Raw genomic sequence first — 23,236 nt, 5'->3', positions numbered from 1 at the left:
CTCACGCCTTCGCCCCCGAAGACAGGGGGTATCTCCCGATCCGGTGGCGCATCCAGACATCCCATACACGACCGTGATCGACCCATTGAATCGAGGGCTGCGAGCCCTGCGCGTGCTGGCCGGCCCGACGGCGCGCGAGCATCTGCGACAGCGGGGCTTGCGGCCGGAGGACGTCCGCGCGGTGCCGGGCGCCGCAGGCGGGCCCAAGGGCCTGGCCCTGAACCCGCTGGACCGGTATCTGTTCGGCGACTGGCTGCGCGGGGCCGACCAGCCGGTGCACCTCATCGGCGCTTCCATCGGTGCCTGGCGCATGGCCGCAGCCTGCATGCCCGACGCGGACCGCGCGCTCGCCCGGCTGGCAGAGGACTACATCGGAGCCGACTACTTCCGCGGCGGCGACCGCCGCCCCGGCGCCCAGGTCATCAGCGACGATTTCCGCGACACGGTGAAACTGCATTTCGCGGGCCGGGAGCCGGCGGTCCTGTCGCACCCCGCGTTCCGCCTGCACGTGGTGGCCAGCCGCGGCCGGCATGTGCTGCACCGCGAGGGACGTTGGCGCACGCCGGCCGGCTTCGTAGGGGCCTACGCCACCAATCTGCTGGCCCGCCGTGCGCTCGGTGCATGGCTGGAGCGGGTGGTCTTCAGCGACCCGCGCGACGAGCTGCCCTTTCCGCTGACCGACTACCGCAGCCACCGGGTGGCATTGACGCCGGTGAACTTCCACGAGGCGGTGGTCGCCAGCTGCTCGATCCCGTTCTGGATGAAGTCGGTGCCCGACGTGCCCGGCGCACCGCCAGGCGCCTACTGGGACGGTGGCCTGACCGACTACCACCTGCACTGGCGCTATGACGCGCTGGCGGATGGTCTCGCGCTGTACCCGCATTTCCAGGCCAGCGTGGTGCCGGGGTGGCTGGACAAATCGCTGCGCCACCGTCACCGCTCCACCGCTGCACTCGATCGGCTGGTCGTGCTGGCGCCACGGGCCGAATGGGTGTCGACGCTGCCCGGCGGGCGGCTGCCCGACCGCAGCGACTTCCAGCGCTACGGTCGCGATGTGGCGGGCCGCCAGGCCGCCTGGCGCCGGGCCCTGGCAGAGAGCCAGCGCCTGGCCGACGAATTCGCGACGCTGGTGGTGTCGGGCAGGCCCATCGACGCAGAGGCGCTTTAGGGCCTGCGGGCGGCTCGGTCTACAATTCCCGCACTCAACCAGCAAGAGCAGGAAAGGCAGCACGGGTTATGACACCGCGAACTACGACCTTCGGAAAGGTTTCCTAGTCGGCCGCGGCTCGTTCGGACTCGTCCTTACTTTCTCTCTCACGAAGCGCGGCCATCCAGCCGCGCTTTTTGTTTGGAACTTCAAATGATCAAGATCTCATTGCCCGATGGCTCGCAGCGCGAATACCCGGGCCCGCTGACGGTGGCCGAGGTGGCTGCCTCGATCGGCCCCGGCCTGGCCAAGGCGGCCCTCGGTGGTCGCGTCGGCCATGGCGCCGAGGCGCGCCTGGTCGACACGAGCCACCTGATCGAGGCCGACACGGCGCTGGCGATCGTGACGGACAAGGACGCCGATGGGCTGGACCTGATCCGCCACTCGACGGCCCACCTGCTGGCCTATGCGGTCAAGGAGCTCTTCCCCGACGCGCAGGTGACGATCGGCCCGGTCATCGAGAACGGCTTCTACTACGACTTCTCGTACAAGCGCCCGTTCACGCCCGAGGACCTGGCCGCGATCGAGGCCAAGATGACGGAGCTGGCGAAGAAGGACGAGCCGGTCGTTCGCCGCGTGCTGCCACGCGACGAAGCCGTGGCGCACTTCAGCGCGCTCGGCGAGCACTACAAGGCCGAGATCATCGGCTCGATCCCGGCCGGCGAGGACGTCTCGCTGTACCGCGAAGGCAAGTTTGAGGATCTGTGCCGCGGCCCGCACGTGCCCTCCACGGGCAAGCTCAAGCACTTCAAGCTGATGAAGGTGGCCGGGGCCTACTGGCGCGGCGATCACCGCAACGAGATGCTGCAGCGCATCTACGGCACGGCCTGGGCGAGCAAGGACGACCTGCAGAAGTACCTGACGATGCTGGAGGAGGCCGAGAAGCGCGACCACCGCCGCCTCGGCCGCGAGCTCGACCTGTTCCATCTCGACGAGCATTCGCCCGGCACGGTGTTCTGGCACCCCAAGGGCTGGTCGGTCTGGCAGTGCGTCGAGCAGTACATGCGGCAGGTCTACCGCGACAACGGCTACCTCGAGGTCAAGGGCCCGCAGATCCTGGACAAGTCGCTCTGGGAGAAGACGGGTCATTGGCAGAAGTACCGCGAGAACATGTTCACGACGGAGTCGGAGAAGCGCGATTACGCGCTCAAGCCGATGAACTGCCCTGGCCACATCCTGATCTACAAGCAGGGCATCAAGAGCTACCGTGACCTGCCGCTGCGCTATGGTGAATTCGGCCAATGCCACCGCAACGAGCCCACGGGCGGGCTGCACGGCATCATGCGGGTGCGCGGCTTCACGCAGGACGACGGCCACATCTTCTGCACGGAGGACATGATCCTCGACGAGTGCGTGGCCTACACGGCGCTGCTGCAGAAGGTCTACGCCGACTTCGGCTTCACGAACATCCTCTACAAGGTCGCGACGCGGCCGGAGCAGCGCATCGGTGCCGAGGAAAGCTGGGACAAGGCCGAGCACGCGCTGATGGAGAGCCTGCGCCGCTCGGGCTGCGAGTTCGTCATCTCGCCGGGCGATGGCGCCTTCTACGGCCCGAAGATCGAATACACGCTGAAGGACGCGCTCGGCCGCGAATGGCAGTGCGGCACGATGCAGGTCGACTTCTTCATGGCCGAGCGCCTGGGTGCCGAGTACGTGGCCGAATCGGGCGAGCGCAAGACGCCCGTGATGCTGCACCGGGCCATCGTCGGCAGCCTCGAGCGTTTCATCGGGATCCTGATCGAGCAGCACGCCGGTGCGCTGCCCGCGTGGCTCGCGCCGACGCAGGTGGTGGTGTCGTCGATCACCGATGCCCAGGCCGACTACGTGGTTTCCGTCGTGAAATCGCTGAAAAAACAAGGAGTTAGGGCTGAGGCCGATTTGCGCAACGAAAAGATCACGTATAAAATACGCGAGCATTCGTTGCAAAAGGTCCCGTACATCCTCGTCGTAGGCGACAAGGAGAAGGCAAGCGGGGCCGTCGCGGTGCGCGCCCGAGGCAACCAAGATCTGGGCGTGATGTCCCTCGCAGACTTCCAATCGAAGCTCGCAGGCGACATCGCGGCCAAGGTCTGAGTCTTGCCTCGGTTTTCGTTCGCCGAAAGTTTTTGCCGGGTCCTGCACTTGCCTCAGGGCCTGTTTGAGGGGTTTGAACCATCGCTACCTTTGCTGATCGCCGGATGCCCAATGTCGAGCGCAAGCATCGACTGAACCGTGAGATCACCGCCCTGAATGTGCGCCTGAACGGCGTCGACAACGAGCCTCTGGGCATCGTTCCCATTCAGGAGGCCTTGCGGCTGTCTGCCGAAGCCGACGTGGACCTGGTCGAGATTGCCGCCACCGCCGATCCGCCGGTCTGCCGGCTGATGGACTACGGCAAGTTCAAGTACCAGGAACAGAAGCGCGCCGCGGAAGCGAAGTCCAAGCAGAAGGTCATCGAGGTCAAGGAAGTCAAGTTCCGCCCGGGCACCGACGAAGGCGACTACGCGATCAAGATGCGCAACCTGCGCCGCTTCATCGCCGAAGACGGTGACAAGGGCAAGGTGACCTTGCGGTTTCGTGGCCGCGAGATCACCCACCAGGACATCGGCATGCGGTTGCTCGAGCGCATCCGCGACGAACTGGCCGACGTGGCCATCGTCGAACACATGCCCAAGCTGGAAGGGCGCCAGATGATCATGGTGCTGGCGCCGAAGAAGAAGTAACGGTTGTAGTCGATTCGAAGGATTCGCCCGGTGGTTTGGTCGCCGCCGGGTCGATGCAGAAGCCTCGGCAGGCTCGTCAAGTGCCAGCGCATCCGCGCTGACCGCCCAGCCAAGGCAATTCACAAGGAGCAGTCATGCCCAAAATGAAGACCAAGAGCGGGGCCAAGAAGCGCTTCCGCGTCCGTCCGGGTGGCACCGTCAAGCGCGGTCAGGCGTTCAAGCGCCACATCCTCACCAAGAAGACCACGAAGAACAAGCGCCATCTGCGTGGCGCCGCCAACGTGCACGAGACCAACATGGGCCACATCGCTGCGATGCTGCCCTTCGCTGGCCTCTGAGCTTCTGACGGACTGAAAGGAAACCAAGCATGCCTCGCGTCAAACGTGGTGTAACCGCCCGCGCCCGTCACAAGAAGATCCTGGCCCTGGCCAAGGGCTTCCGTGGTCGCCGCAAGAACGTCTTCCGCATCGCCAAGCAGGCGGTGATGAAGGCGGGCCAATACGCCTACCGTGATCGCCGCACCAAGAAGCGCGTCTTCCGCCAGCTGTGGATCGCCCGTATCAACGCTGCCACGCGCGGTCTGGGCCTGACCTACAGCAAGTTCATCGCTGGCCTGAAGAAGGCCCAGATCGACCTGGACCGCAAGGTTCTGTCGGACATGGCGATTCACGATCCGGCCGCTTTTGCCGCCATCGTCGACAAGGTGAAGGCCCAGCTGAGCTGATGTCGCGCTGGTTCACGGCCGCCCTGGCAACAGGGTGGTCGGGGGCCACCAGGCACTCGAAGGCCGTCACCTGCAGGTGCGGCCTTTTTTGTTTTGTTTTGTCCGTCCGACACGAATGAACGACCTCGATCAACTGGTGGGCGCTGCGCAGGCCGATTTCGCGGCCGCCGCCACGCCGGCCGAGCTGGAAAACGCCAAGGCACGCTATCTCGGCAAGTCCGGCCGCGTGACCGAACTGCTCAAGGGACTGGCCGCACTGGCCGCCGACGAGAAGAAGGCCCGCGGCGCCGAGATCAACCAGACCAAGCAGCGCATCGAAGCCGAGCTCACCGCCAGCCGCGAGAAGCTGGCGGCGGCCGAACTCGAAGCGCAGCTGAAGGCCGAGGCGCTCGACGTGACGCTGCCGGGCCGCCAGCGCGGCCTGGGTGGCCTGCACCCGGTGTCGCGCACGATGGAGCGCATCGAGGCGATCTTCGGCTCGATGGGTTTCGATGTGGCCGACGGCCCCGAGATCGAGACCGACTGGATGAGCTTCACCGCGCTGAACAACCCGGAGAACCACCCGGCGCGTTCGATGCAGGACACCTTCTACGTCGACATGAAGGACGAGGGCGGCCGCTGGCTGAACCTGCGCCCTCACACCAGCCCGATGCAGGTGCGCTACGCGCGTGCTCACGCGGCGCGCCACGCCGAGGCGCTGGCCCAGGGTGCGCCGATCCCCGAGATCCGCGTGATCGCGCCGGGGCGTACCTACCGCGTCGACAGCGACGCGACGCACTCGCCGATGTTCCACCAGTGCGAAGGCCTGTGGATCGGCGAGAACGTCAGCTTCAAGGACCTGAAGGCGGTCTTCGCCGATTTCTTCCGCACCTTCTTCGAGACCGATGAGCTCGACATCCGCTTCCGGCCGTCGTTCTTCCCGTTCACCGAGCCTTCGGCCGAGGTCGACATCGCCTTCGCCCACGGCCCGTTGAAGGGCCGCTGGCTGGAGGTGGCCGGCTCGGGCCAGGTGCACCCGAACGTCGTGCGCAATTTCGGGCTCGACCCCGAGCGCTACATCGGCTTTGCCTTCGGCATGGGCCCTGACCGGCTCACGATGCTGCGTTACGGCGTCAACGACCTGCGCCTGTTCTTCGACGGTGACCTGCGCTTCCTGTCGCAGTTCCAGTGATGCATTGAGCGCCCGCACGACGCGGCCCCGAACCACGACGCCCGAAACCGTTTCCCATGCAATTCCCAGAATCCTGGTTGCGCGAGTTCTGCAACCCCCCGCTGAGCACGGCCGAACTGGCCGATCTGCTGACCATGTCCGGCATGGAGGTCGAAGAGCTGCGGCCGGTGGCGCCGCCGTTCTCGGGCATCGTCGTGGCCGAGATCGTCGAGGCCGAACAGCACCCGAACGCCGATCGGCTGCGCGTGTGCCGCGTCGACGCCGGCCCGCACAGCAAGGATGGCCTGCTGCAGATCGTCTGCGGTGCGCCGAACGCCCGTGTGGGCATTCGCGTGCCGCTGGCGCTGGTGGGCGCGAAGCTGCCGCCGGGCGAGGACGGCCAGCCCTTCGAGATCAAGGTCGGCAAGCTGCGCGGTGTCGAAAGCTTCGGCATGTTGTGCTCGGCGCGCGAGCTGAAGCTGTCGGAGGACCACGGCGGCCTGCTGGAACTGCCGGCCGATGCACCGCTCGGCCAGAGCGTGCGCGACTACCTGTCGCTCGACGACACGCTGTTCACCCTCAAGCTCACGCCGAACCTGGCCCACGGGCTGTCGGTTTACGGCATCGCACGCGAGGTCTCGGCGCTGACCGGTACCCCGCTGAAGACGCCGAGCTTTCCCGCCGTCGCGCCGGCCAACGACCAGCGCCTGCCGGTCAAGGTGGAGGCGGCCGACCTGTGCGGGCGCTTCTCCGGCCGCGTCGTGCGCGGCGTGAACCCGACGGCAGCGACGCCGGCCTGGATGGTCGAGCGGCTGGCGCGTTGCGGCCAGCGCAGCGTGTCGGCGCTGGTCGACATCTCGAACTACGTGATGTTCGAGTTCGGCAGGCCCTCGCACATCTTCGATCTCGACAAGATCCACGGCGGGCTGACGGTGCGCTGGGGGCGCGAGGGCGAGACGCTGAAGCTGCTCAACGGCAACACGATCGAGCTCGACAGCCAGGTCGGCGTGATCGCCGACGATGCCCAGGTCGAGTCGCTGGCCGGCATCATGGGCGGCGATTCGACGGCCGTCTCCGACGACACGAAGAACATCTACATCGAGGCTGCCTTCTGGTGGCCCAACGCGGTGGCCGGCCGCTCGCGCCGCTACACCTTCTCGACCGATGCGGGCCACCGCTTTGAGCGTGGCGTCGACCCCGCGCTGACGGTCGAGCACATCGAGCACATCACGCGGCTGGTGCAGGACATCTGCGGCGGCGAGGCCGGCCCGATGACCGATTGGCGGGGGGCGCTGCCCGAGGCCAAGCCGGTCACGCTGCGTGTCGCCCGCGCCGCCAAGGTGATCGGCATGCCGGTCACGCAGGAAGAATGCGCCGGCGTGCTGCGCCGGCTCGGCCTCGTCTTCACCGAAGGCGAGGGCGTGCTGACCGTGACGCCGCCGAGCTGGCGCTTCGACATCGCGATCGAGGAAGACCTGATCGAAGAAGTCGCACGCGTGCTCGGCTACGACCGCCTGCCCGCCACCCCGCCCAAGGCGCCTGTGATGGCGCGCGTGCGCCCCGAGTCGCTGCGCGGCCCGCATGCGGTTCGCCATGCGCTGGCGCGCCTGGGCTACCAGGAGACGATCAACTTCAGCTTCGTCGAGCAACGCTGGGAGCACGAGCTCGCCGGCAACCTCGATCCGATCAAGGTGCTGAACCCGATCGCGGCGCCGCTGGCGGTGATGCGCTCCAGCCTCGTCGGCAGCCTGATCCAGGTGCTGCGCTACAACCTGTCGCGCAAGGCCACCCGGGTGCGCGTGTGCGAACTGGGCCGTGTGTTCCGCCGTGATGCGAGCGTGGCCGATGGCGACACCAGCGTGCGCGGTGTCGCGCAGCCGATGCGCGTGGCCGGCCTGGCCTACGGCGCGGATGCAACGCTGCAATGGGGCCTGGGCGACAAGCCGGCCGACTTCTTCGACGTCAAGGGCGACGTCGAAGCGCTGCTGGCGCCGCGCACGGCGCGCTTCGTGCCGGCCGAACATCCGGCGATGCACCCGGGCCGCTGTGCCGCGGTCGAACTCGACGGCGCGGTGATCGGTCACGTCGGCGAGCTGCATCCGAAGTGGCGCCAGGCCTACGAGCTGCCGCACGCGCCGATGCTGTTCGAGCTGGACCTCGCGGCGGTGCAGCAACGTGAGGTGCCGCAGGCCCGTGCGGTGCCGCGTCAGCAGGCGGTGTCGCGCGACCTCGCGCTGGTTGTCTCCGAGCAGGTCGGCCACGACGCCCTGGTGTCCACGCTGCGCGCCGACGCGGCCGGCCTGGTGCGCCGCGCCACGCTGTTCGACATCTACAAGCCCGCATCGCCGAGCGTCGACATCCCGGCGGGCCATCGCAGCCTGGCCGTGCGGCTCGAACTGCTTGACGACGAAACCACGCTCACCGACGACCGCATCGACGCCAGCGTGGCCGAGGCGGTGGCCCGCGTGCAGGCCGCACACGGTGCGCGCCTGCGCGCCTGACCAGGAAGCCGGGCCATGCCGATCGACTCCTCCTTGCCAGACCCGCTCGACAAGACCGATACGACAACGCCGATGGACCGCGTCATCCTTCCTTCGCTCGAAACGCCGACCCTGACCAAGGCCGAGCTGGCCGAACTGCTGTTCGAGCGCCTGGGCCTGAACAAGCGCGAATCCAAGGACATGGTCGAGGCCTTCTTCGAGATCGTCAACGAGGCCCTGGTGCAGGGGACGGACGTGAAGCTTTCCGGCTTCGGCAACTTCGCGATCCGCCGCAAAGCGCCGCGGCCCGGTCGCAACCCGCGCACCGGCGAGCCGATCCCGATCAAGGCACGCAATGTGGTGACTTTCCACGCAAGTCACAAATTGAAAGCAATTGTTCAGGGCGACATGCCCCCTGCGGAGGAGTTCGAGTAAAGTCTGAGCACTTCATCGAAGCGCTTTGATTTCGCACCCGAATTCCATGGACTCCGGGGCCTTACGCCTGCCCGCCATCCCGCCCAAGCGCTACTTCACGATCGGTGAGGTGAGCGAGCTGTGCGGCGTCAAGCCGTATGTGCTGCGGTACTGGGAACAGGAGTTCACGCAGCTCAAGCCGATGAAGCGGCGCGGCAACCGGCGCTACTACCAGCACCACGAGGTGCTGCTGATCCGACGCATCCGCGACCTGCTGTACGACCAGGGCTTCACGATCAGCGGTGCGCGCAACCGGCTTTCCGAGGCCTCCGTGCACGAAGCCGCCGATGCGGCCCTGCACGATGCGCACGCTTCCGGCACGGCGATGTCCTCGTCGGTCGCGATGGCCGCCTTGAGCCATGGCGCCACGGCCGAGCTGCGCCTGCCGGTGCTGCCAGCCAACCCGAGCGTCGAGCAAGTGCGCGACGAGCTCCTGGCCATTCGCGAGCTGCTGGTCTTCTGAGACCCATTTCCCAGGGTATACTGCCAGCTTCGTCGGGGTGTAGCGCAGCCTGGTAGCGCACTTGCATGGGGTGCAAGGGGTCGCGAGTTCGAATCCCGCCACCCCGACCATTGATACGCGAAGGCCCGGTGTCTGAAAGGACACCGGGCCTTTTGCTTTTTTGGCCGGCCTTGCCATCACGCAAGGCCAGACGTTGACGAGCATCAAACCCTCGCGAGTTCGTCGTTCCGACAATAGGTGCATTAGAAATACACCTTTAACCACCCGTCGGAAGCGACCATGACTCACAGCACCCAAGGCACCACGATCGATGTTCGCGAGATTCCCCCGCGCGAGCGCCATCCGCTGATCTTCTCGACCTTCAGGGGGCTCGCGGCAGGGGAAGCCCTCGAGCTCGTCAACGACCATGACCCTCGGCCCCTGTACCACCAGTTCCAGGCCGAAATGCCGGGGCAGTTCTCCTGGGGTTACCTGCAGGCCGGCCCGGAGCTGTGGCGCGTGCGCATCCAGAAGCACGGCGGCGCGCACAGCGACGGACGCTGCTGCGGCAGCTGCGGTGGCGCCTGATCGCCTCGACGAACATCCAACCCAAGGAAGACCATCATGAAATCGACCAGCAGGCTGTGGCGATGGCTCGGCCTCATCTTCGTGCTGTCATTCGGGGCGCTTGGCTACCTCGGATGGCAGATCTACCTGGCCGCGCCACCGATCCCGACGGCCGTGACCACCACCGACGGTGAAGTGCTCTTCACCGGCGAGCAGATCCAATACGGCCAGCAGGCCTGGATGTCGGCCGGCGGCCAGCAACTGGGCACCGTCTGGGGCCATGGCAGCTACGTGGCACCCGACTGGTCCGCCGACTGGCTGCACCGCGAGGCCGTTGCGCTGCAGGCCATACGCAAGGCCCAGCAGGGTGGTGATGCGATGGCGCCGGCCGACAAGGCGGCCGTCGACGCCCGCGTGCGCGACGAGATGCGCCGCAACACCTATGAGCCGGCGACCGGCGTCGTGACCGTCAGCCAGGAGCGGGCGCAGGCCATTCGCGCCGTGGCGGACCACTTCGAGGGCCTGTTCGGCACCGAACCGTCGCTGGCCCATCTGCGCGACCAGTACGCGATGACCGAAGGCGCGCTGCCCGAGAAGACGGACCGCCAGGCGCTGGCCGCGTTCTTCTTCTGGACCTCCTGGGCCGCGGCCACCAACCGCCCTGACGAGACCGAGCTCTCGTACACCAGCAACTGGCCGCACGAGCCGCTCGTGGGCAACACGATGTCGACCTCGGCCGCGATGTGGTCGATGGTCAGCATCATCCTGCTGCTGGCGGGCATCGCCGCGATGCTGTGGCTGCACAAGGGCGACGCACACGAGGAGCAGGCCAAGGTGCCTGCCGCCGACCCGCTGCTGGGCGCCAAGGCCACGCCGTCGATGAAGGCCACGCGCAAGTACTTCTTCGTCGTCATCGGCCTGATGCTGCTGCAGATCGGCATGGGCGCGATCACCGCGCACTACGCGGTCGAAGGCCAGGCGTTCTTCGGCATCCCGCTGGCCGAGGTGCTGCCTTACACGGTCAGCCGAACCATCCACACGCAGGTCGGCATCTTCTGGATCGCAACCGCCTGGCTGGCCACGGGCTTGTACGTTGCGCCGCTGCTGTCCGGCCGCGAGCCGAAGCTGCAGAAGCTCGGCGTCGATGCGCTGTTCTATGCGCTGCTCGTCGTGGTCCTCGGCTCGACCATCACCGGTTGGCTGGGCACGCTGCAGCACCGCGGCGTCGACTTCAGCTTCTGGGTGGGCAACCAGGGCCTCGAGTTCACGAGCATGGGCCGCGTGTGGCAGTTGCTGCTGTTCGTCGGCCTGCTGTTCTGGGTCTTCCTGCTCGGCCGCGCGCTGTGGCCGGCGCTGAAGAAGCCCTCGGAGACCCGCGGCCTCATCGCCATGGTGTTCCTGTCGGCGACCTGCATCGGCGGCTTCTACGCGACCTCGCTGACCTGGGGCCAGCACACCCACTACGCGATGATCGAGTACTGGCGCTGGTGGCTGGTGCACCTGTGGGTCGAAGGCTTCTTCGAAGTGTTCGCCACCGCGGTCGTCGCGCTGATCTTCACGAACCTGGGCCTGGTCCGGGCGGCTTCGGCCAACCGCGCCATCATTGCCGAGACCATCGTGTTCCTGTTCGGCGGCATCCTGGGCACCCTGCATCACCTGTACTGGACGGGCACGCCGACCTCGGTCATCGCCGTGGGCTCGGTCTTCTCGGCCCTCGAAGTGGTGCCGCTGACGCTGATCGGCCTCGAAGCGCTGCAGACCTACCGCAGGGCCAAGGGCGTCGCCTGGCTGGGTGCCTACAAGTGGGTCATCCTGTCGTTCGTCGCGGTGGGCTTCTGGAACACCGTAGGCGCCGGCCTGCTGGGCTTCGCGATCAACCCGCCGGCGTCGCTGTACTACGTGCAAGGGCTGAACATGACGGCGGCTCACGGCCACGCGGCGCTGTTCGGCGTGTACGGCATGCTGGGCATCGGCCTGCTGCTGTTCTGCCTGCGCGGCCTGTACGAGCGCCATCTGCATGCCGACCAGTTCCTGAAGCCGGCCTTCTGGAGCCTGAACATCGGGCTGGGGATGATGGTGTTCCTGTCGCTGCTGCCCGCCGGCATCTACCAGGCCTGGGCGAGCATCAGCAAGGGCCTGTGGTTCGCCCGCTCGCCGGAGATCATCCACTCCCAGGTGATGGAGACGCTGGTGTGGCTGCGGGTACCGGGTGACATCGTGTTCGCCGCCGGCAGCGTGCTGCTCGCGGTGTATGCGTGGCGCCTGCTCAGGCCCTCGGCATCCGCGAGGGTGCCCGTCGGGGCGATCCCTGCCACGGCCAAGCGCTGAGGCACGACAAGAGGAGGGCATCCGCCCTCCTTTATTCTTTGCGCACCATGAAACTCACCGGCTTCACCGACTACAGCCTGCGCGTCTTGCTCTTCCTGGCCGCCGAGCCGGGGCGCCGGGCCACGATTGCAGAGATTGCGAGCGCCTTCGACGTGTCCGAAAACCACCTGACAAAGGTCGTCCACCACCTGGGCAAGCACGGCTGGATCGAGACCGTCCGGGGCAAGGGCGGCGGCATGACGCTGGCCAAGGCGCCGGCGGACATCTGCATCGGGCAGGTCGTGCGCGGCACCGAGGGTGCCGACATGCCTGCCGAATGCTTCGCCGACGACGGCGGCGGCTGCCTCATCTCGGGCTGCTGCCGGCTCAAGGGGGTTCTTGCGGAGGCGGTGCTGGCCTTCTATGCTGTGCTCGACAAGTACACGCTGGCCGACATCTCGCGCAACCGCCAGGTGCTCGGCAAGATCCTGAAAATCCAGGCGGCATGATCGGGGGCCCCCATGACCCAATGGCGCAAGAAGACGGCTGACGAGGTCTATACGGCCGAGGAAATCGAAGCCCGGCTGAAGGCCGACCTGCCCAAGTGGACCTTCGAGGACGGCTGGATCCGCCGCAAGTACAAAACCTCGGGCTGGAAGGCCACGCTGATGGTCGTCAACACCGTCGGCCACCTGGCCGAGGCCGCCTGGCACCACCCGGACATGACGGTGTCGTACGCCTTCGTCAACGTGAAGCTGATGAACCACGCGGCCAAGGGCATCACCGAGAAGGATTTCCAGCTCGCCGCCAAGATCGAGGAGGTCGTGATGTGGCAGCCCGGCGCGGCCGAAGGGTCGGCCCTCGAAGGCACGCCGGACGACCCGCGCTTCAAGTACTTGAAGTACGACTGAGTGCCCGAGCGCGCCGACCCGCGGGGACACTGTGTCCTGAACCCGGTACATCCGCGGGTCCCGGCGGGTGGTCTGCATGCCGCCAGCCCCGGGTTTGACCGGACGGAACGGCGCTTGCTTGGAGTGGTCATTTCCCTCGACCACGCCACCGACCTTGACCACCCTCTGTTCGCCAGCGACGCTCGAGCCGATGCCGTCGTCGCACGCCGAGCCTGCGGCCTCGGTTCGCCTGCATGCGCCGGGGCGCCTGCACCTGGGCTTTCTCGATCCGGCCGGCTCGCTCGGCCGGGCCTTCGGCAGCCTGGGCCTGGTGATCGAGGGCTTCGAGACGGTGGTCGAGCTGAGCGCCGCGCCGGCCGACGGCGCGAGCGCCGAGACGCCCGCCGCCCGCGCGGACATCGACCGGGCCTGCGCCCACCTGCATGAAATGCGCCGGCGCACGGGCCGCCATGAGCCGCTGCACCTGCGGCTGCTACGGGCGCTGCCGGCGCACGCCGGCTTCGGCTCGGGCACGCAACTGGCGCTGGCCGTGGGGCGGGCTTTCGCGGCCTGGCATGGCCTCGACCTCGACAGCGTCACCCTGGCCGGCTGGCTGCACCGGGGCGCCCGCTCGGGCATCGGCATCGCCGGCTTCGACCAGGGCGGCCTGCTCGTCGACGGCGGGCCGGGGCTCGACGGGGCGCCGGCGCCGCTGCTGTCGCGCATCGCCTTGCCCGAGGCCTGGCGCATCGTGGTCGCGCAGGACCAATCGCAGGCCGGCCTGTTCGGCCCCGAGGAGAAGCAGGCCATCGCCGGCCTGGCGCCGCTGCCGCGGGCCAAGGCCGCCGACATCTGCCACCAGGTGATGATGCGGGTGCTGCCAGGCGCGAGCTGCGACGAGTTCGAGGCCTTCGCGGCCGGGGTGACGCACATCCAGGATGTGCTGGGCGAGCACTTCGCGCCGGCCCAGGGGGGCCGGGCCTACACCAGCGCTGCCGTCGGCCAGCTGGTGCAATGGATCGGCGAGGCCAGCTGCTCCTGGGGGAGGGGCGCGCAGGCACCGGCACGGCACGGCGCCGCCATCGGCCAGAGCTCGTGGGGCCCGACCGGCTTTGCCATCCTGCCGTCGCAAGCCCAGGCCGAGAGCCTCGTGCAGGCGGCGCGGCAGGCCGGCCTGGTGGCACCGGGGCTGGCCGTGAGCGTCGTGCGCGGCCGCAACGCGGGCGCCGTTCTGATGGATTCGCGCGCTGCCCGCCCGACCCGATAACGACCTGATTCTTCACTTCGCCGCGAGACGCCGTTTCATGGAACGCCCCTACATCCTGCACATGTTCACCCCGGGCCGTCAGATGAGCCCGTTCGACATCAACATGGCCGCTGACGCTGGCTACCAGATCGTCGTGCCGTACAGCGACGTCGGCCTCGACGCCATCGCCGGCCTGACGCAGGACACCATCTTCTCGCGCGGCCCCAAGGGCGTGGCCCGCACCGGCATCTTCATCGGTGGGCGCGATGCGCTGCTCGCGTCCGACATGCTCGAGCGCTCCCGCGCCGCGATGGTCAAGCCCTTCGTCGTCTCCTTGATGGCCGACCCGAGCGGCGCCTACACCACCGCGGCCGCGATGGTGGCCTGCGTCGAGGCGGCGCTCAAGAGGCGGCACGGCCACGGGCTGGAAGGCCAGCGCGTGGTGATCCTCGGCGGCATGGGCCCGGTGGGCCGGGTCGCTGGCGTGATCGCGGCCCAGGCCGGGGCGCAGGTCTCGCTGTCCAGCCGCCACGGCATCGATGTGGCCGAAGAGGCGGCGCAGGAGACCGGCGCCCGGTTCAAGGTGACGCTGCACGGTGTGTCGGGCGGCGATCGCGCCGCGGTGCGCACCTCGCTGGCCGATGCCGATGTCGTGCTCGCCTGTGCGGCCGCCGGCGTGCAGGTGCTGTCGCCCGAGGACCTCGGCTTCGCCAAGCAGATGAAGGTGGCGGCCGATGTCAACGCCGTGCCGCCCGAAGGCATCGCGGGCGTCGGCGTGATGGACAACGGCAGGCCGCTGGACGGCACGGCGGCCGTCGGCATCGGCGCGCTGGCGATCGGCAACGTCAAGTACCAGACGCAGCACCGGCTGCTGGTGCAGATGTGCGCGGCCGAGAAGGCCGTGGTGTTGAGCTTCCCCGAGGCCTTTGCGATGGCACGCGCCTTCCTGGCCGAATCCGCCGCCGCCGGCAAGGCGGCCTGAGCGGCCGGCGATGACGCTGTTGGCCGTCGCGGCGGTGTCCGCGCGCCTGCTGGCCGAAGCGGCTGCGCGCGATGGCTTCGAGGTCATCGCGCTGGATCTGTTCGGCGATGTCGACACCTGCGAGGTGGCCTCGCGCTGGTTCTCCATCGGCACCGGCCTGAAGATCGACCCCGCGCTCACGCTCGCCGCGCTGCAGGTGCTGGCCCATCGCGGGGACGTGTCGGGCTGGGTCGCGGGCAGCGGCTTCGAGGGCCACCCGGAGTTGTTGGCCCAGGGCGCGGCGCTGCTGCCGCTGATCGGCTGCACCCCCGAGTCGGTGGCCGCCGTGCGCGACCCGGCCCGGTTCTTCGACACGCTGGCGGCCCACGGCATCGACCACCCGCCGGTGCAGTGGACGCCCCCTGCCGATACCGGCGGATGGCTGGTCAAGGACGCGCAGGGCTGCGGCGGCTGGCATGTCCGGCGCCTGTCGTCGCCCGGCGTGGCCGGGGCGCTGCCGCCCCACGGCTACTTCCAGCGCGAGCAGCCCGGCACGCCGATGTCGGCCACCTTCGTGGCCAACGGGCAGGACGCGGCGATCCTCGGCTTCAACGAGCAGATCGTGTTTGCGTTCGGTGCGCGGCCCTTCGTGTACGGCGGCGTGATCGGCCCGGTGCCGCTGGCGGCCGCCGTGGCGCGGCGCGTGAGCCACGCGGTGCGCAGCGTGACCGCGGCGTTTTCGCTGCGCGGGCTGTGCAGCCTCGATTTCCTGCTCGACGGCGAGCGGGTTTCGGTGCTCGAGGTCAACCCGCGGCCGCCGGCCAGCATGGCCCTGTATGGCGAGCAGCGGGTGATGGCCGCCCACCTGCGCGCCTGCATGCTCGGCGAGCTGCCGGCCATCCCGACGACGGCACCGGCGCCCCGGGTCCAAGGCAGCGCCGTCGTCTTCGCGCGGCGGCCCTTGGCGCTGGACGAGCAAGCCGCATTGCGCGTGGCCGCCTGGCCGGGCACCCATGACCTGCCTTGTGCCGGCACGCACGTCGAGCCGGGCGACCCCCTGTGCAGCCTGAGCACCGCCGGTGCGACGGCCGAGCAGGTCCGCACCCTGTTGAGCCAGGGCCGCAAGGCCTTGTTGACATCCCTGGAGACCACGGCATGAGCCTGAATTCCCAAACCGCCGTGGCGTCCACGCCCAGCGTGAACCTGCTGGCCCGCCCGCTGGTCGAGCGCCTGCTCGCCGAGGCCGAATCGCTGGGCGTGCTGCCCACGCGCGACAGCAGCGGCGTCTGCATCGTCGATGCCGGCATCCAGGCGCGCGGCAGCGTCGCCGCCGGCATGCTGATCGGCGAGATCTGCATGGGCGGGCTCGGCCAGGTCAGGCTTCGCACCGGCGCAGCCGACGGCTGGCCGACCTGGCTCGAGGTGAGCAGTGCGCAGCCGGTGCTGGCCTGCCTGGCCAGCCAGTACGCGGGCTGGAGCCTCGCCGCCAGCAAGGAGGAGACGGGCGGCAAGAAGTTCTTCTCGCTCGGCTCCGGCCCGGCGCGTGCGCTGGCGGCCAAGGAAACGCTGTTCGAGGAACTCGGCTACCGCGACCGTGCGGCGTTCGGCGCCCTGGTGCTCGAGGTCGACCGCGTGCCGCCGCCGGTGATCATCGACAAGCTGCTGCGCGACTGCGGCCTGGCGCCCGAGGCGCTGACCGTGGTGCTGACGCCCACCACCAGCGTGGCAGGCACGACGCAGGTTGTCGCCCGCGTGCTCGAGGTGGCGCTGCACCGCGCGCACGAGCTGGGCTTCGCGCTCGAGAACATCGTCGACGGCGTGGCCAGCGCGCCGCTGCCGTCGCCCAGCCCCGACGGCGTGCTGGCCATGGGGCGGACCAACGACGCCATCCTTTACGGCGGCCGCGTGCACCTGACCGTGCGCGGCGACGACGCCGCTGCGCGCCAGTTCGCAGCGCAGTTGCCGTCGCGCAACTCGCGCGACTACGGCCGCTCGTTCGCCGACATCTTCAAGGCCGCGGAGTACGACTTCTACAAGATCGACGGCGGGCTGTTCGCGCCCGCCGAGGTGTGGGTCAGCAACCTGGACAGCGGCAACACCTGGCATGCCGGCGGCCTCGACATGGCGCTGCTGCGCTCGCTGTGGCTGCAGGAGGCTTGATGGAGGCGAACATGCGGGTGGCGATCTTCGCCGACGAGACCGGCTGGCACACGCGCCAGCTGCAGGCCGCGCTGCGCGCGCGAGGCGCCCTGGGCCGCTGCGTCGACCTGGCCGATTGCCACATCGACACCACCGCCGCCTGGCATGGCCTCGCGATCCCCGGCTTCGGCCGCGCTCTGCCCGACGCGGCGCTGGTACGCGGCATCGCCGGCGGCAGCTTCGAGCAGGTCACCAAGCGCCTGGGTGTGCTGCATGCGCTGCGCGAGCTCGGCGTGCCGGTCTACAACGACGCCCGCGCGATCGAGCGCAGCGTCGACAAGTCGATGACCAGCCTGCTGCTGCATGCCGCGGGCGTGCCCACGCCGCCCACCTGGGCGACCGAATCCAGCGCGCAGGCCCAGCGCATCGTGATGCGCGAGAGCGCGGCCGGCCATGCCGTGGTGCTCAAGCCCTTGTTCGGCTCGCAGGGCAAGGGGCTGCAGCGCATCGGCCTGGTGGACGGCGTGCATCGGCCCCTGCCCGAGCTGGGCCAAGCCTTCGGGGGGCTGGCCTACCTGCAGCGTTTCATCGAGCCATTGGCGGCCGAGGCGGGCCGGCCCGGCTTCGACTGGCGCGTGCTGGTGATCGGCGGCCGCGCCGTGACCGCGATGCGGCGCGTCAGCGCGGGCTGGATCCACAACGTCGCCCAAGGCGCGCGCTGCGAGCCGGCCGAGCTGACCGCGCCGCTGGCGCGCCTGGCCGAGCGGGCGGCCGAGGCGCTGGAGATGGACTATGCGGGCATCGACCTGATGCCCTGCACCCCGGCGGCCGGCGCGGCCGGCATCCAGGTGATCGAGGTCAATGGTGTGGCCGCCTGGCAGGGCCTGCAGCGGGTGACGGGTTTCAACATCGCGCGCGCCATCGTCGACGATCTGCTGGACCGCAAGGTCGCGCAAGCGCGCGAGGCCAGCGAGGCTTTGGGGCGCCGTGCCTGAGGTCGCCACCACCGTCGACGCACGTGCGTGCTTCCTGCGCGCCTGCGAGCTCGATGTCGAGGTGCGCAAGCCTGGGAATGTCAGCTGGTCATCCCCGGGCCACGGCATGCAGGCGGCCATGTTCGTGGACAGCGCCGAGGCGGCCGCCGGGCCGCTGTTCGAGACCGGCCTGCGTGTCGGCGAGCGCATCGAGGCCGCGGTGGAAGCCACCTGGGCCGCAGTGGGCTGCAACACCAACCTGGGCATCCTGCTGCTGTGCGCGCCGATCGCCCTGGCGGTGGAGCGCGAGCCCGCCAGCCGCACGCCAGGCGCGCTGCGCCAGGCCGTCGGCGAGGTGCTGAACGAACTCGACGTGGACGACGCTCGCGCGGCCTACCGGGCCATCGCCCGGGCCAACCCTGGTGGGCTGGGCACGGCGCCGGCCGAGGACGTGCGCCAGGCGCCGCGCGTGGGGCTGCGGGCCGCGATGTCGCTGGCGGCCGAGCGCGACCTCATTGCGCGCCAGTACCGCGATGGCTACGCCGACCTGTTCGAGCGGGCGCTGCCTCGGTTGCCCTCGGTGTTTTCCCCCATGCCGCCGCGGCCCGTGGACCTCGCCACCACGGTGGCGGTCCAGCAGCTTTACCTGTCGCTGCTGAGCGTGTTTGCCGATTCACACATTGTTCGAAAACACGGGGAGCCCGTGGCACAGAATGTCATGGTCGCGGCGCAGGGTTTTGCCCGGCGCGCGGCGCAAGGCGGGTGCCTCGATGCCGACCCCGCTTTCATGGCCTGGGACAGCAAGCTCAAGGCCCGGGGGATCAACCCCGGCACGACCGCCGATTTCACCGTGGCAACCCTGATGGTGGCCGGCCTCACCCGCCCGCTCGGCCGCCGGCCCGAACCGGCCGGCGCGCGGTGGCACGGATCGTGATAGCCGAGTGCCTACGCTGGCCGCCTTGCGGCCAGTGTCTTGATCCCCCGAGAACCATTTCCTGGAGATATGGAAGCCATGGCAAAAATCAATCGCATGATGGTTGGCGAGTCGCTGGTCGGCGACGGCAACGAAGTCGCCCACATTGACCTGATCATCGGCCCGCGTGGCACCCCCGCCGAGGCGGCGTTCGCCAACGCCCTGACCAACAACAAGGACGGCTTCACCTCGCTGCTGGCGGTGGTGGCCCCGAACCTGTTGACCAAACCGGCGACCGTGATGTTCAACAAGGTCACCATCAAGGGTGCCAAGCAGGCGGTGCAGATGTTCGGCCCGGCGCAGCGCGGCGTGGCGATGGCCGTGGCCGATTCGGTCGAAGACGGCACCATCCCCGCTGATGAAGCCGACAACCTCTTCATCTGCGTCGGCGTGTTCATCCACTGGCTGGCTGAGGACGACACCAAGATCCAGGACTACAACTACCGCGCAGTGCGCGAGTCGATCCAGCGCGCCGTCGCCGGGTCGCCGACCGCCGCCGAGGTGGTGGCCAAGAAGGGCAGCGTCGCTCACCCCTTCGCAGCGCATTCTTGATGCCCCCACGCCCCCTTCCGGGGGCTGCCCCCCGGGGGGGGCTCGCGCAGCGGGCCGGCTTCAGCCGGATCCGCGCACGCCACTTGAAGGCGGCGGCTCCTGCGGAGCGCCGCTTTCCCGTCGATTGGATCTTCAGCGGTCGCCGGGAACCATGCCGCTGCCGATCAAGTGCAGAACGGCGGCCGAGCGGCCGGCCTTCGGGGCTGCGGCTTCGGGGGCGAAGCGCTCGATCTGCACGCCGACGGCCTGGACTTCGTCGAACTTGTGGGGCTTGACCACCTTGACGCGCGCCCAGCACGCGCCGAATTCGCCGATCAGGATGTTGGCGATGGCTTCGGCGAACGCCTCCAGCAGTTGCAGGCGGTGTTCGCGCATCAGGCGCTGAAGGCGGTCGCGCACGGCGCCATAGTCGATGGTGTCGACGATGCGGTCGGTGTCGCAGGCGCGCGAGCGCGGCACGCCGGCGTGCACGTCGATGACCAGGGGCTGCGGGCGGTGCAGTTCGGCTTCATGGATGCCGATGATGGTCTGCCCGGCAAACCCCTCGATGAAGATCACGTCCATGGCGCCGGCGCCCGCGGCGCGGTCGGCGAACGGGGCGGTTGCGGGGAGGGGGCGAACGCTGTTCAATGGGGGTCTCCTGCGGGCGGTGTGGTGGCGACCTGACAGCAATATGCGGGCCAAACGTGAGCACACCAGCGGACTTTGCAACGTCCGGTATCCGCCAGCCCCGTGGTTGACCCGGGTATGAGCCGCGGCCGCATGGCTCAGAATGAACGACTCCAGTCGTTGGGCGGCATGGCTGTTCAGGAGCCTTACATGGCATTGATGCATCGACAACACGATCGGCACGCAAACCACGTCTTCGAAGTGGTTCGCAGTGGGCTGCACGACTCCGACAACGATGTCGTCACGCGCTCGTGGAGCCGCTGCCTGAACGAGTACCACCTGCACCCGGACAAGCTCAACGAGCCGGCCATCATCGCGAGCTCTGCGCTGCAGAATCGCTGCGAGCGGCAAGCCGACGTGATCGACTGCGCGCGCTACGAGATGACCACGCTGTACCAGCAACTGGCCGACATGGAATCGGCCGTGGTGCTCACCGACACCGACGGCGTGATCATCCACATGGTGGCCTCGCCGGAATTCGCCGCCGAGGTCGCGCCGCTGGGCATGGTGGCCGGCGGCATGTGGAGCGAAACCGAGGCGGGCACCAACGGCATGGGCACCTGCCTGGCCTCTGCGCGCCCGGTGTCGATCCGCCGCGACGACCACTTCTTCAGCCGCTTCACCCAGCTGACCTGCTCGGCCGTGCCGGTCTACGACCCGTCCGGCGCGATCGCCGCGGTGCTCGATGTGACCAGCCGCTCGAGCATGCTGCAGCAGCACCTGCTGGTGTTGCTGGGCATGACGGCGCGCATGATCGAGAACCGCCTGATCGACCGGCGATTCGGCAATGCCCACCCGCTGCACTTCCACAGCCGGCCGGAGTTCGTCTACACGCTGCACGAGGGCCGGCTGGCGGTCGACGACGACGGGCGGGTGCTGGCGGCCAACCGCAGCGCGCTGTTCCAGCTCGGTCTGAACTCGATGGACGACATCCGGTCGCGCCGCATCGAAGACCTGTTCCAGACCTCGCTGGAGGACATGCTGCAGCGCAGCACGCTGTCGTCGTTCCACCCGGTGGTGACCTACCGCGCGAACGCGGCGCTGCGGTTCTTCGCAGTGGCCCGCCGCCCGGCCTCGGATGCCGCCAGCCAGGCCAGCCTGCCGACGGGGTCCAACGCCATCTCCGCCCAGGCGGCCATGGCCGCTGGCGCCGCCGCGGCGCGCCGGCCGATGCGGGTCGCCAGCCCGCGCATGGCGACCGTCGTCGACACCACCTTCAAGGATCCGCGGCTGGTGTCCTACCTCGAGACCGCGCGGCGCGTGATCGCACGCCAGGCGCCGGTGCTGCTGTGCGGCGAGACCGGTTCGGGCAAGGAGGTGTTCGCACGCGCCGTGCACGACGCCAGCCCGCACGCCCACGGCGCCTTCGTCGCCGTCAACTGCGCCAGCCTGCCCGAGACGCTGATCGAGTCCGAATTGTTCGGCTACCGGGCCGGCGCCTTTACCGGCGCGCAGCGCACCGGCCGCCGCGGCAAGATCCTTCAGGCCGACGGTGGCACGCTGTTCCTCGACGAGATCGCCGACATGCCGCTGGAACTGCAGGCCCGCCTGCTGCGCGTGCTCGACGAGCGCCAGGTCACGCCGCTGGGCACCGAGGAGTCGCACACGGTCGATTTCCAGCTCATCAGTGCGAGCCACAGGCACCTGCCGACGCTCGTGCGCGAGGGGCGTTTCCGCGAGGACCTGTACTACCGCCTGGCCGGCATCGAGCTGCAGTTGCCGCCGCTGCGCGACCGGGAAGACAAGTACGACCTGATCCGCGACGTGCTGGCCAGCGAAGCCGGCGGCGACGGCATGCTGAGCCCCGGCGCCGAGCGGGCACTGATGGAGTACCACTGGCCCGGCAACATCCGCCAGCTGCGCTACGTGCTGCGCAGCGCGGCGGCGCTGGCCGATGGCCAGCCCATCACGCGCGAACACCTGCCTTCGCTGTTCGCCAGCGCGCCGCCGGCGGCCGCCCCGGTGGCGCCGTCGCCCGCGCCCATCGTCATGGCCTTGCCGGCGGCGTCGGCCGCCAACGAGGCGCCGATTCCGAAACTCAACCCGATCCAGGCGAACGAGCGACAGGTGCTGATGCAGATGCTGGAGCAGAACCGCTGGAATGTCAGCAACGTCGCCAAGGCGCTCGATGTCAGCCGAAACACCCTCTACCGGAAGCTCCACAAGCTTCACATCGAAATCTCGCACCCTGATTGACGACAGCGAGCAGCCGGCGCCGCCCGGGCCGCCGCGCTCGCGCTTCGCGTGGTGCTTCACCGGCTCGGGCCATTTCCTCGAAGAGTCGATGGCGCTCGCGGAGCGCCTGCCGGCGGTCGACCTGTTCCTCTCCGCCGCGGGTGAAGAGGTGCTGGAGATCTACAAGCTCCACATCGAGGCGTTGAAGCCGCGCTTTCGGGTCTTCCGCGACAAGACCGCCAGCGGCGTGCCGGTGGGGATGCTCTACAGCGACGTCTATCACACGGTGGTGGTCGCGCCGGCGACCAGCAACACGGTGGCCAAGTGCGCCTTCGGCATCAGCGATTCGCTGCCCACCAACATGTTCGCGCAGGCTGGCAAGCTGGGCATTCCTGGCATCGTGTTTGCGTGCGATACCGAACCGGTGGTGGTCACGAAATCGCCGCACGAGTGGGTCACGCTGCGCCCGCGCCGCATCGAATTCGAGAACGTCGCCCGACTCCGCGAGATCGACTACTGCCGTGTCGTGAGCTCGCCGTCCGAGCTCGAGGCGATGCTGGATGCACGGCTGAAGGAGCTGTCATTGGCCTGGTTGGCCTGATTC

Annotated in this window: 23 protein-coding genes and 1 tRNA gene; 23 read left to right on the top strand and 1 reads right to left on the bottom strand. The window is 68.7% G+C overall.

Annotated elements, in window-relative coordinates:
• The first annotated feature begins 97 nt into the window (after window positions 1-97).
• From VJ693_RS23565 to fae, 21 genes are all read left to right on the top strand, one after another.
• Window positions 98-1,168 (top strand): patatin-like phospholipase family protein, encoded by a 1,071-nt coding sequence (locus VJ693_RS23565; protein ID WP_324158355.1) that lies wholly within the window; start codon window positions 98-100, stop codon window positions 1,166-1,168.
• 192 nt (window positions 1,169-1,360) lie between these two features.
• Complete coding sequence (thrS, locus tag VJ693_RS23560; RefSeq protein WP_324158304.1) at window positions 1,361-3,280, top strand: threonine--tRNA ligase; 1,920 nt, start codon at window positions 1,361-1,363, stop codon at window positions 3,278-3,280.
• Between the two features lie 104 nt (window positions 3,281-3,384).
• Window positions 3,385-3,909, top strand: coding sequence for a translation initiation factor IF-3 (gene infC / locus VJ693_RS23555; RefSeq protein WP_324158302.1), 525 nt, complete (start codon window positions 3,385-3,387; stop codon window positions 3,907-3,909).
• A 134-nt stretch (window positions 3,910-4,043) separates the two neighbouring features.
• Window positions 4,044-4,247, top strand: coding sequence for a 50S ribosomal protein L35 (gene rpmI / locus VJ693_RS23550; protein WP_324158300.1), 204 nt, complete (start codon window positions 4,044-4,046; stop codon window positions 4,245-4,247).
• A 29-nt stretch (window positions 4,248-4,276) separates the two neighbouring features.
• On the top strand, window positions 4,277-4,633 hold the full coding sequence (gene rplT, locus VJ693_RS23545) for a 50S ribosomal protein L20 (protein WP_324158298.1): 357 nt from the start codon (window positions 4,277-4,279) through the stop codon (window positions 4,631-4,633).
• A 115-nt stretch (window positions 4,634-4,748) separates the two neighbouring features.
• Window positions 4,749-5,804 carry a phenylalanine--tRNA ligase subunit alpha gene (gene pheS, locus VJ693_RS23540; protein ID WP_324158296.1) on the top strand — a complete coding sequence of 352 codons (1,056 nt, stop codon included), beginning with the start codon at window positions 4,749-4,751 and terminating at the stop codon, window positions 5,802-5,804.
• Between the two features lie 56 nt (window positions 5,805-5,860).
• Window positions 5,861-8,284, top strand: coding sequence for a phenylalanine--tRNA ligase subunit beta (gene pheT, locus VJ693_RS23535; protein ID WP_324158294.1), 2,424 nt, complete (start codon window positions 5,861-5,863; stop codon window positions 8,282-8,284).
• Between the two features lie 72 nt (window positions 8,285-8,356).
• Entirely contained in the window at window positions 8,357-8,698 is a 342-nt protein-coding gene (locus VJ693_RS23530) for an integration host factor subunit alpha (RefSeq protein WP_324158353.1), read from the top strand.
• A gap of 46 nt (window positions 8,699-8,744) precedes the next feature.
• The gene (locus tag VJ693_RS23525; RefSeq protein ID WP_324158292.1) at window positions 8,745-9,200 is read left to right on the top strand and encodes a MerR family transcriptional regulator; all 456 of its coding nucleotides are present in this window, start codon (window positions 8,745-8,747) and stop codon (window positions 9,198-9,200) included.
• Window positions 9,201-9,233: 33 nt separating this feature from the next.
• A tRNA-Pro gene (locus VJ693_RS23520) sits at window positions 9,234-9,310 on the top strand.
• A 169-nt stretch (window positions 9,311-9,479) separates the two neighbouring features.
• Window positions 9,480-9,767 (top strand): DUF2249 domain-containing protein, encoded by a 288-nt coding sequence (locus VJ693_RS23515; RefSeq protein ID WP_324158290.1) that lies wholly within the window; start codon window positions 9,480-9,482, stop codon window positions 9,765-9,767.
• A gap of 36 nt (window positions 9,768-9,803) precedes the next feature.
• On the top strand, window positions 9,804-12,074 hold the full coding sequence (locus tag VJ693_RS23510; RefSeq protein WP_324158288.1) for a nitric-oxide reductase large subunit: 2,271 nt from the start codon (window positions 9,804-9,806) through the stop codon (window positions 12,072-12,074).
• A 47-nt stretch (window positions 12,075-12,121) separates the two neighbouring features.
• Window positions 12,122-12,562 (top strand): Rrf2 family transcriptional regulator, encoded by a 441-nt coding sequence (locus VJ693_RS23505; protein WP_324158286.1) that lies wholly within the window; start codon window positions 12,122-12,124, stop codon window positions 12,560-12,562.
• Between the two features lie 12 nt (window positions 12,563-12,574).
• Window positions 12,575-12,964 (top strand): 4a-hydroxytetrahydrobiopterin dehydratase, encoded by a 390-nt coding sequence (locus VJ693_RS23500; RefSeq protein WP_324158284.1) that lies wholly within the window; start codon window positions 12,575-12,577, stop codon window positions 12,962-12,964.
• Window positions 12,965-13,118: 154 nt separating this feature from the next.
• Entirely contained in the window at window positions 13,119-14,210 is a 1,092-nt protein-coding gene (locus VJ693_RS23495; RefSeq protein WP_324158282.1) for a beta-ribofuranosylaminobenzene 5'-phosphate synthase family protein, read from the top strand.
• A gap of 37 nt (window positions 14,211-14,247) precedes the next feature.
• Window positions 14,248-15,171, top strand: a complete 924-nt coding sequence (locus VJ693_RS23490) for an NAD(P)-dependent methylenetetrahydromethanopterin dehydrogenase (protein WP_324158281.1) — start codon at window positions 14,248-14,250, stop codon at window positions 15,169-15,171.
• A gap of 10 nt (window positions 15,172-15,181) precedes the next feature.
• Window positions 15,182-16,309 (top strand): ATP-grasp domain-containing protein, encoded by a 1,128-nt coding sequence (locus tag VJ693_RS23485; RefSeq protein ID WP_324158279.1) that lies wholly within the window; start codon window positions 15,182-15,184, stop codon window positions 16,307-16,309.
• The gene (gene mch / locus VJ693_RS23480; protein ID WP_324158278.1) at window positions 16,306-17,310 is read left to right on the top strand and encodes a methenyltetrahydromethanopterin cyclohydrolase; all 1,005 of its coding nucleotides are present in this window, start codon (window positions 16,306-16,308) and stop codon (window positions 17,308-17,310) included. Before VJ693_RS23485 ends, mch begins: the two co-directional genes overlap by 4 nt.
• Window positions 17,310-18,284, top strand: a complete 975-nt coding sequence (locus tag VJ693_RS23475) for an ATP-grasp domain-containing protein (RefSeq protein WP_414652355.1) — start codon at window positions 17,310-17,312, stop codon at window positions 18,282-18,284. Before mch ends, VJ693_RS23475 begins: the two co-directional genes overlap by 1 nt.
• The gene (locus VJ693_RS23470) at window positions 18,277-19,197 is read left to right on the top strand and encodes a triphosphoribosyl-dephospho-CoA synthase (protein ID WP_324158276.1); all 921 of its coding nucleotides are present in this window, start codon (window positions 18,277-18,279) and stop codon (window positions 19,195-19,197) included. Before VJ693_RS23475 ends, VJ693_RS23470 begins: the two co-directional genes overlap by 8 nt.
• A 78-nt stretch (window positions 19,198-19,275) precedes the next feature.
• Window positions 19,276-19,788, top strand: a complete 513-nt coding sequence (gene fae / locus VJ693_RS23465) for a formaldehyde-activating enzyme (RefSeq protein ID WP_324158349.1) — start codon at window positions 19,276-19,278, stop codon at window positions 19,786-19,788.
• Window positions 19,789-19,920: 132 nt separating this feature from the next.
• Here the strand turns inward: fae and VJ693_RS23460 are convergent, their stop codons facing one another.
• The gene (locus VJ693_RS23460; protein ID WP_324158274.1) at window positions 19,921-20,640 is read right to left on the bottom strand and encodes a dihydroneopterin aldolase; all 720 of its coding nucleotides are present in this window, start codon (window positions 20,638-20,640) and stop codon (window positions 19,921-19,923) included.
• Between VJ693_RS23460 and VJ693_RS23455 the strand changes: the two genes are divergently transcribed.
• Window positions 20,608-22,653 carry a sigma-54-dependent Fis family transcriptional regulator gene (locus VJ693_RS23455; protein ID WP_324158272.1) on the top strand — a complete coding sequence of 682 codons (2,046 nt, stop codon included), beginning with the start codon at window positions 20,608-20,610 and terminating at the stop codon, window positions 22,651-22,653. The genes VJ693_RS23460 and VJ693_RS23455 overlap by 33 nt on opposite strands.
• A complete protein-coding gene (locus VJ693_RS23450) occupies window positions 22,586-23,233 on the top strand; it encodes a flavoprotein (RefSeq protein ID WP_414652354.1) in 648 nt (215 codons plus the stop codon). The genes VJ693_RS23455 and VJ693_RS23450 overlap by 68 nt, the downstream gene beginning before the upstream one ends.
• The last annotated feature ends 3 nt before the right edge of the window (window positions 23,234-23,236 follow it).

The sequence above is a fragment of the Ideonella sp. genome (genome assembly GCF_035254525.1).
Taxonomy (GTDB): Bacteria; Pseudomonadota; Gammaproteobacteria; order Burkholderiales; family Burkholderiaceae_C; genus Ideonella.
This window is presented reverse-complemented; position numbering and strand designations above follow the sequence as displayed.

Coding starts and splice junctions, on each gene's coding strand:
- VJ693_RS23500 (WP_324158284.1), top strand. CDS start 12,575: ATGACCCAATGGCGCAAGAAGACGGCTGACGAGGTCTATACGGCCGAG.
- VJ693_RS23530 (WP_324158353.1), top strand. CDS start 8,357: ATGGACCGCGTCATCCTTCCTTCGCTCGAAACGCCGACCCTGACCAAG.
- VJ693_RS23525 (WP_324158292.1), top strand. CDS start 8,745: ATGGACTCCGGGGCCTTACGCCTGCCCGCCATCCCGCCCAAGCGCTAC.
- rpmI (WP_324158300.1), top strand. CDS start 4,044: ATGCCCAAAATGAAGACCAAGAGCGGGGCCAAGAAGCGCTTCCGCGTC.
- VJ693_RS23505 (WP_324158286.1), top strand. CDS start 12,122: ATGAAACTCACCGGCTTCACCGACTACAGCCTGCGCGTCTTGCTCTTC.
- rplT (WP_324158298.1), top strand. CDS start 4,277: ATGCCTCGCGTCAAACGTGGTGTAACCGCCCGCGCCCGTCACAAGAAG.
- VJ693_RS23490 (WP_324158281.1), top strand. CDS start 14,248: ATGGAACGCCCCTACATCCTGCACATGTTCACCCCGGGCCGTCAGATG.
- thrS (WP_324158304.1), top strand. CDS start 1,361: ATGATCAAGATCTCATTGCCCGATGGCTCGCAGCGCGAATACCCGGGC.
- pheS (WP_324158296.1), top strand. CDS start 4,749: ATGAACGACCTCGATCAACTGGTGGGCGCTGCGCAGGCCGATTTCGCG.
- pheT (WP_324158294.1), top strand. CDS start 5,861: ATGCAATTCCCAGAATCCTGGTTGCGCGAGTTCTGCAACCCCCCGCTG.
- VJ693_RS23455 (WP_324158272.1), top strand. CDS start 20,608: ATGGCATTGATGCATCGACAACACGATCGGCACGCAAACCACGTCTTC.
- infC (WP_324158302.1), top strand. CDS start 3,385: ATGCCCAATGTCGAGCGCAAGCATCGACTGAACCGTGAGATCACCGCC.
- mch (WP_324158278.1), top strand. CDS start 16,306: ATGAGCCTGAATTCCCAAACCGCCGTGGCGTCCACGCCCAGCGTGAAC.
- VJ693_RS23485 (WP_324158279.1), top strand. CDS start 15,182: ATGACGCTGTTGGCCGTCGCGGCGGTGTCCGCGCGCCTGCTGGCCGAA.
- VJ693_RS23515 (WP_324158290.1), top strand. CDS start 9,480: ATGACTCACAGCACCCAAGGCACCACGATCGATGTTCGCGAGATTCCC.
- VJ693_RS23510 (WP_324158288.1), top strand. CDS start 9,804: ATGAAATCGACCAGCAGGCTGTGGCGATGGCTCGGCCTCATCTTCGTG.
- VJ693_RS23450 (WP_414652354.1), top strand. CDS start 22,586: ATGTCAGCCGAAACACCCTCTACCGGAAGCTCCACAAGCTTCACATCG.
- fae (WP_324158349.1), top strand. CDS start 19,276: ATGGCAAAAATCAATCGCATGATGGTTGGCGAGTCGCTGGTCGGCGAC.
- VJ693_RS23475 (WP_414652355.1), top strand. CDS start 17,310: ATGGAGGCGAACATGCGGGTGGCGATCTTCGCCGACGAGACCGGCTGG.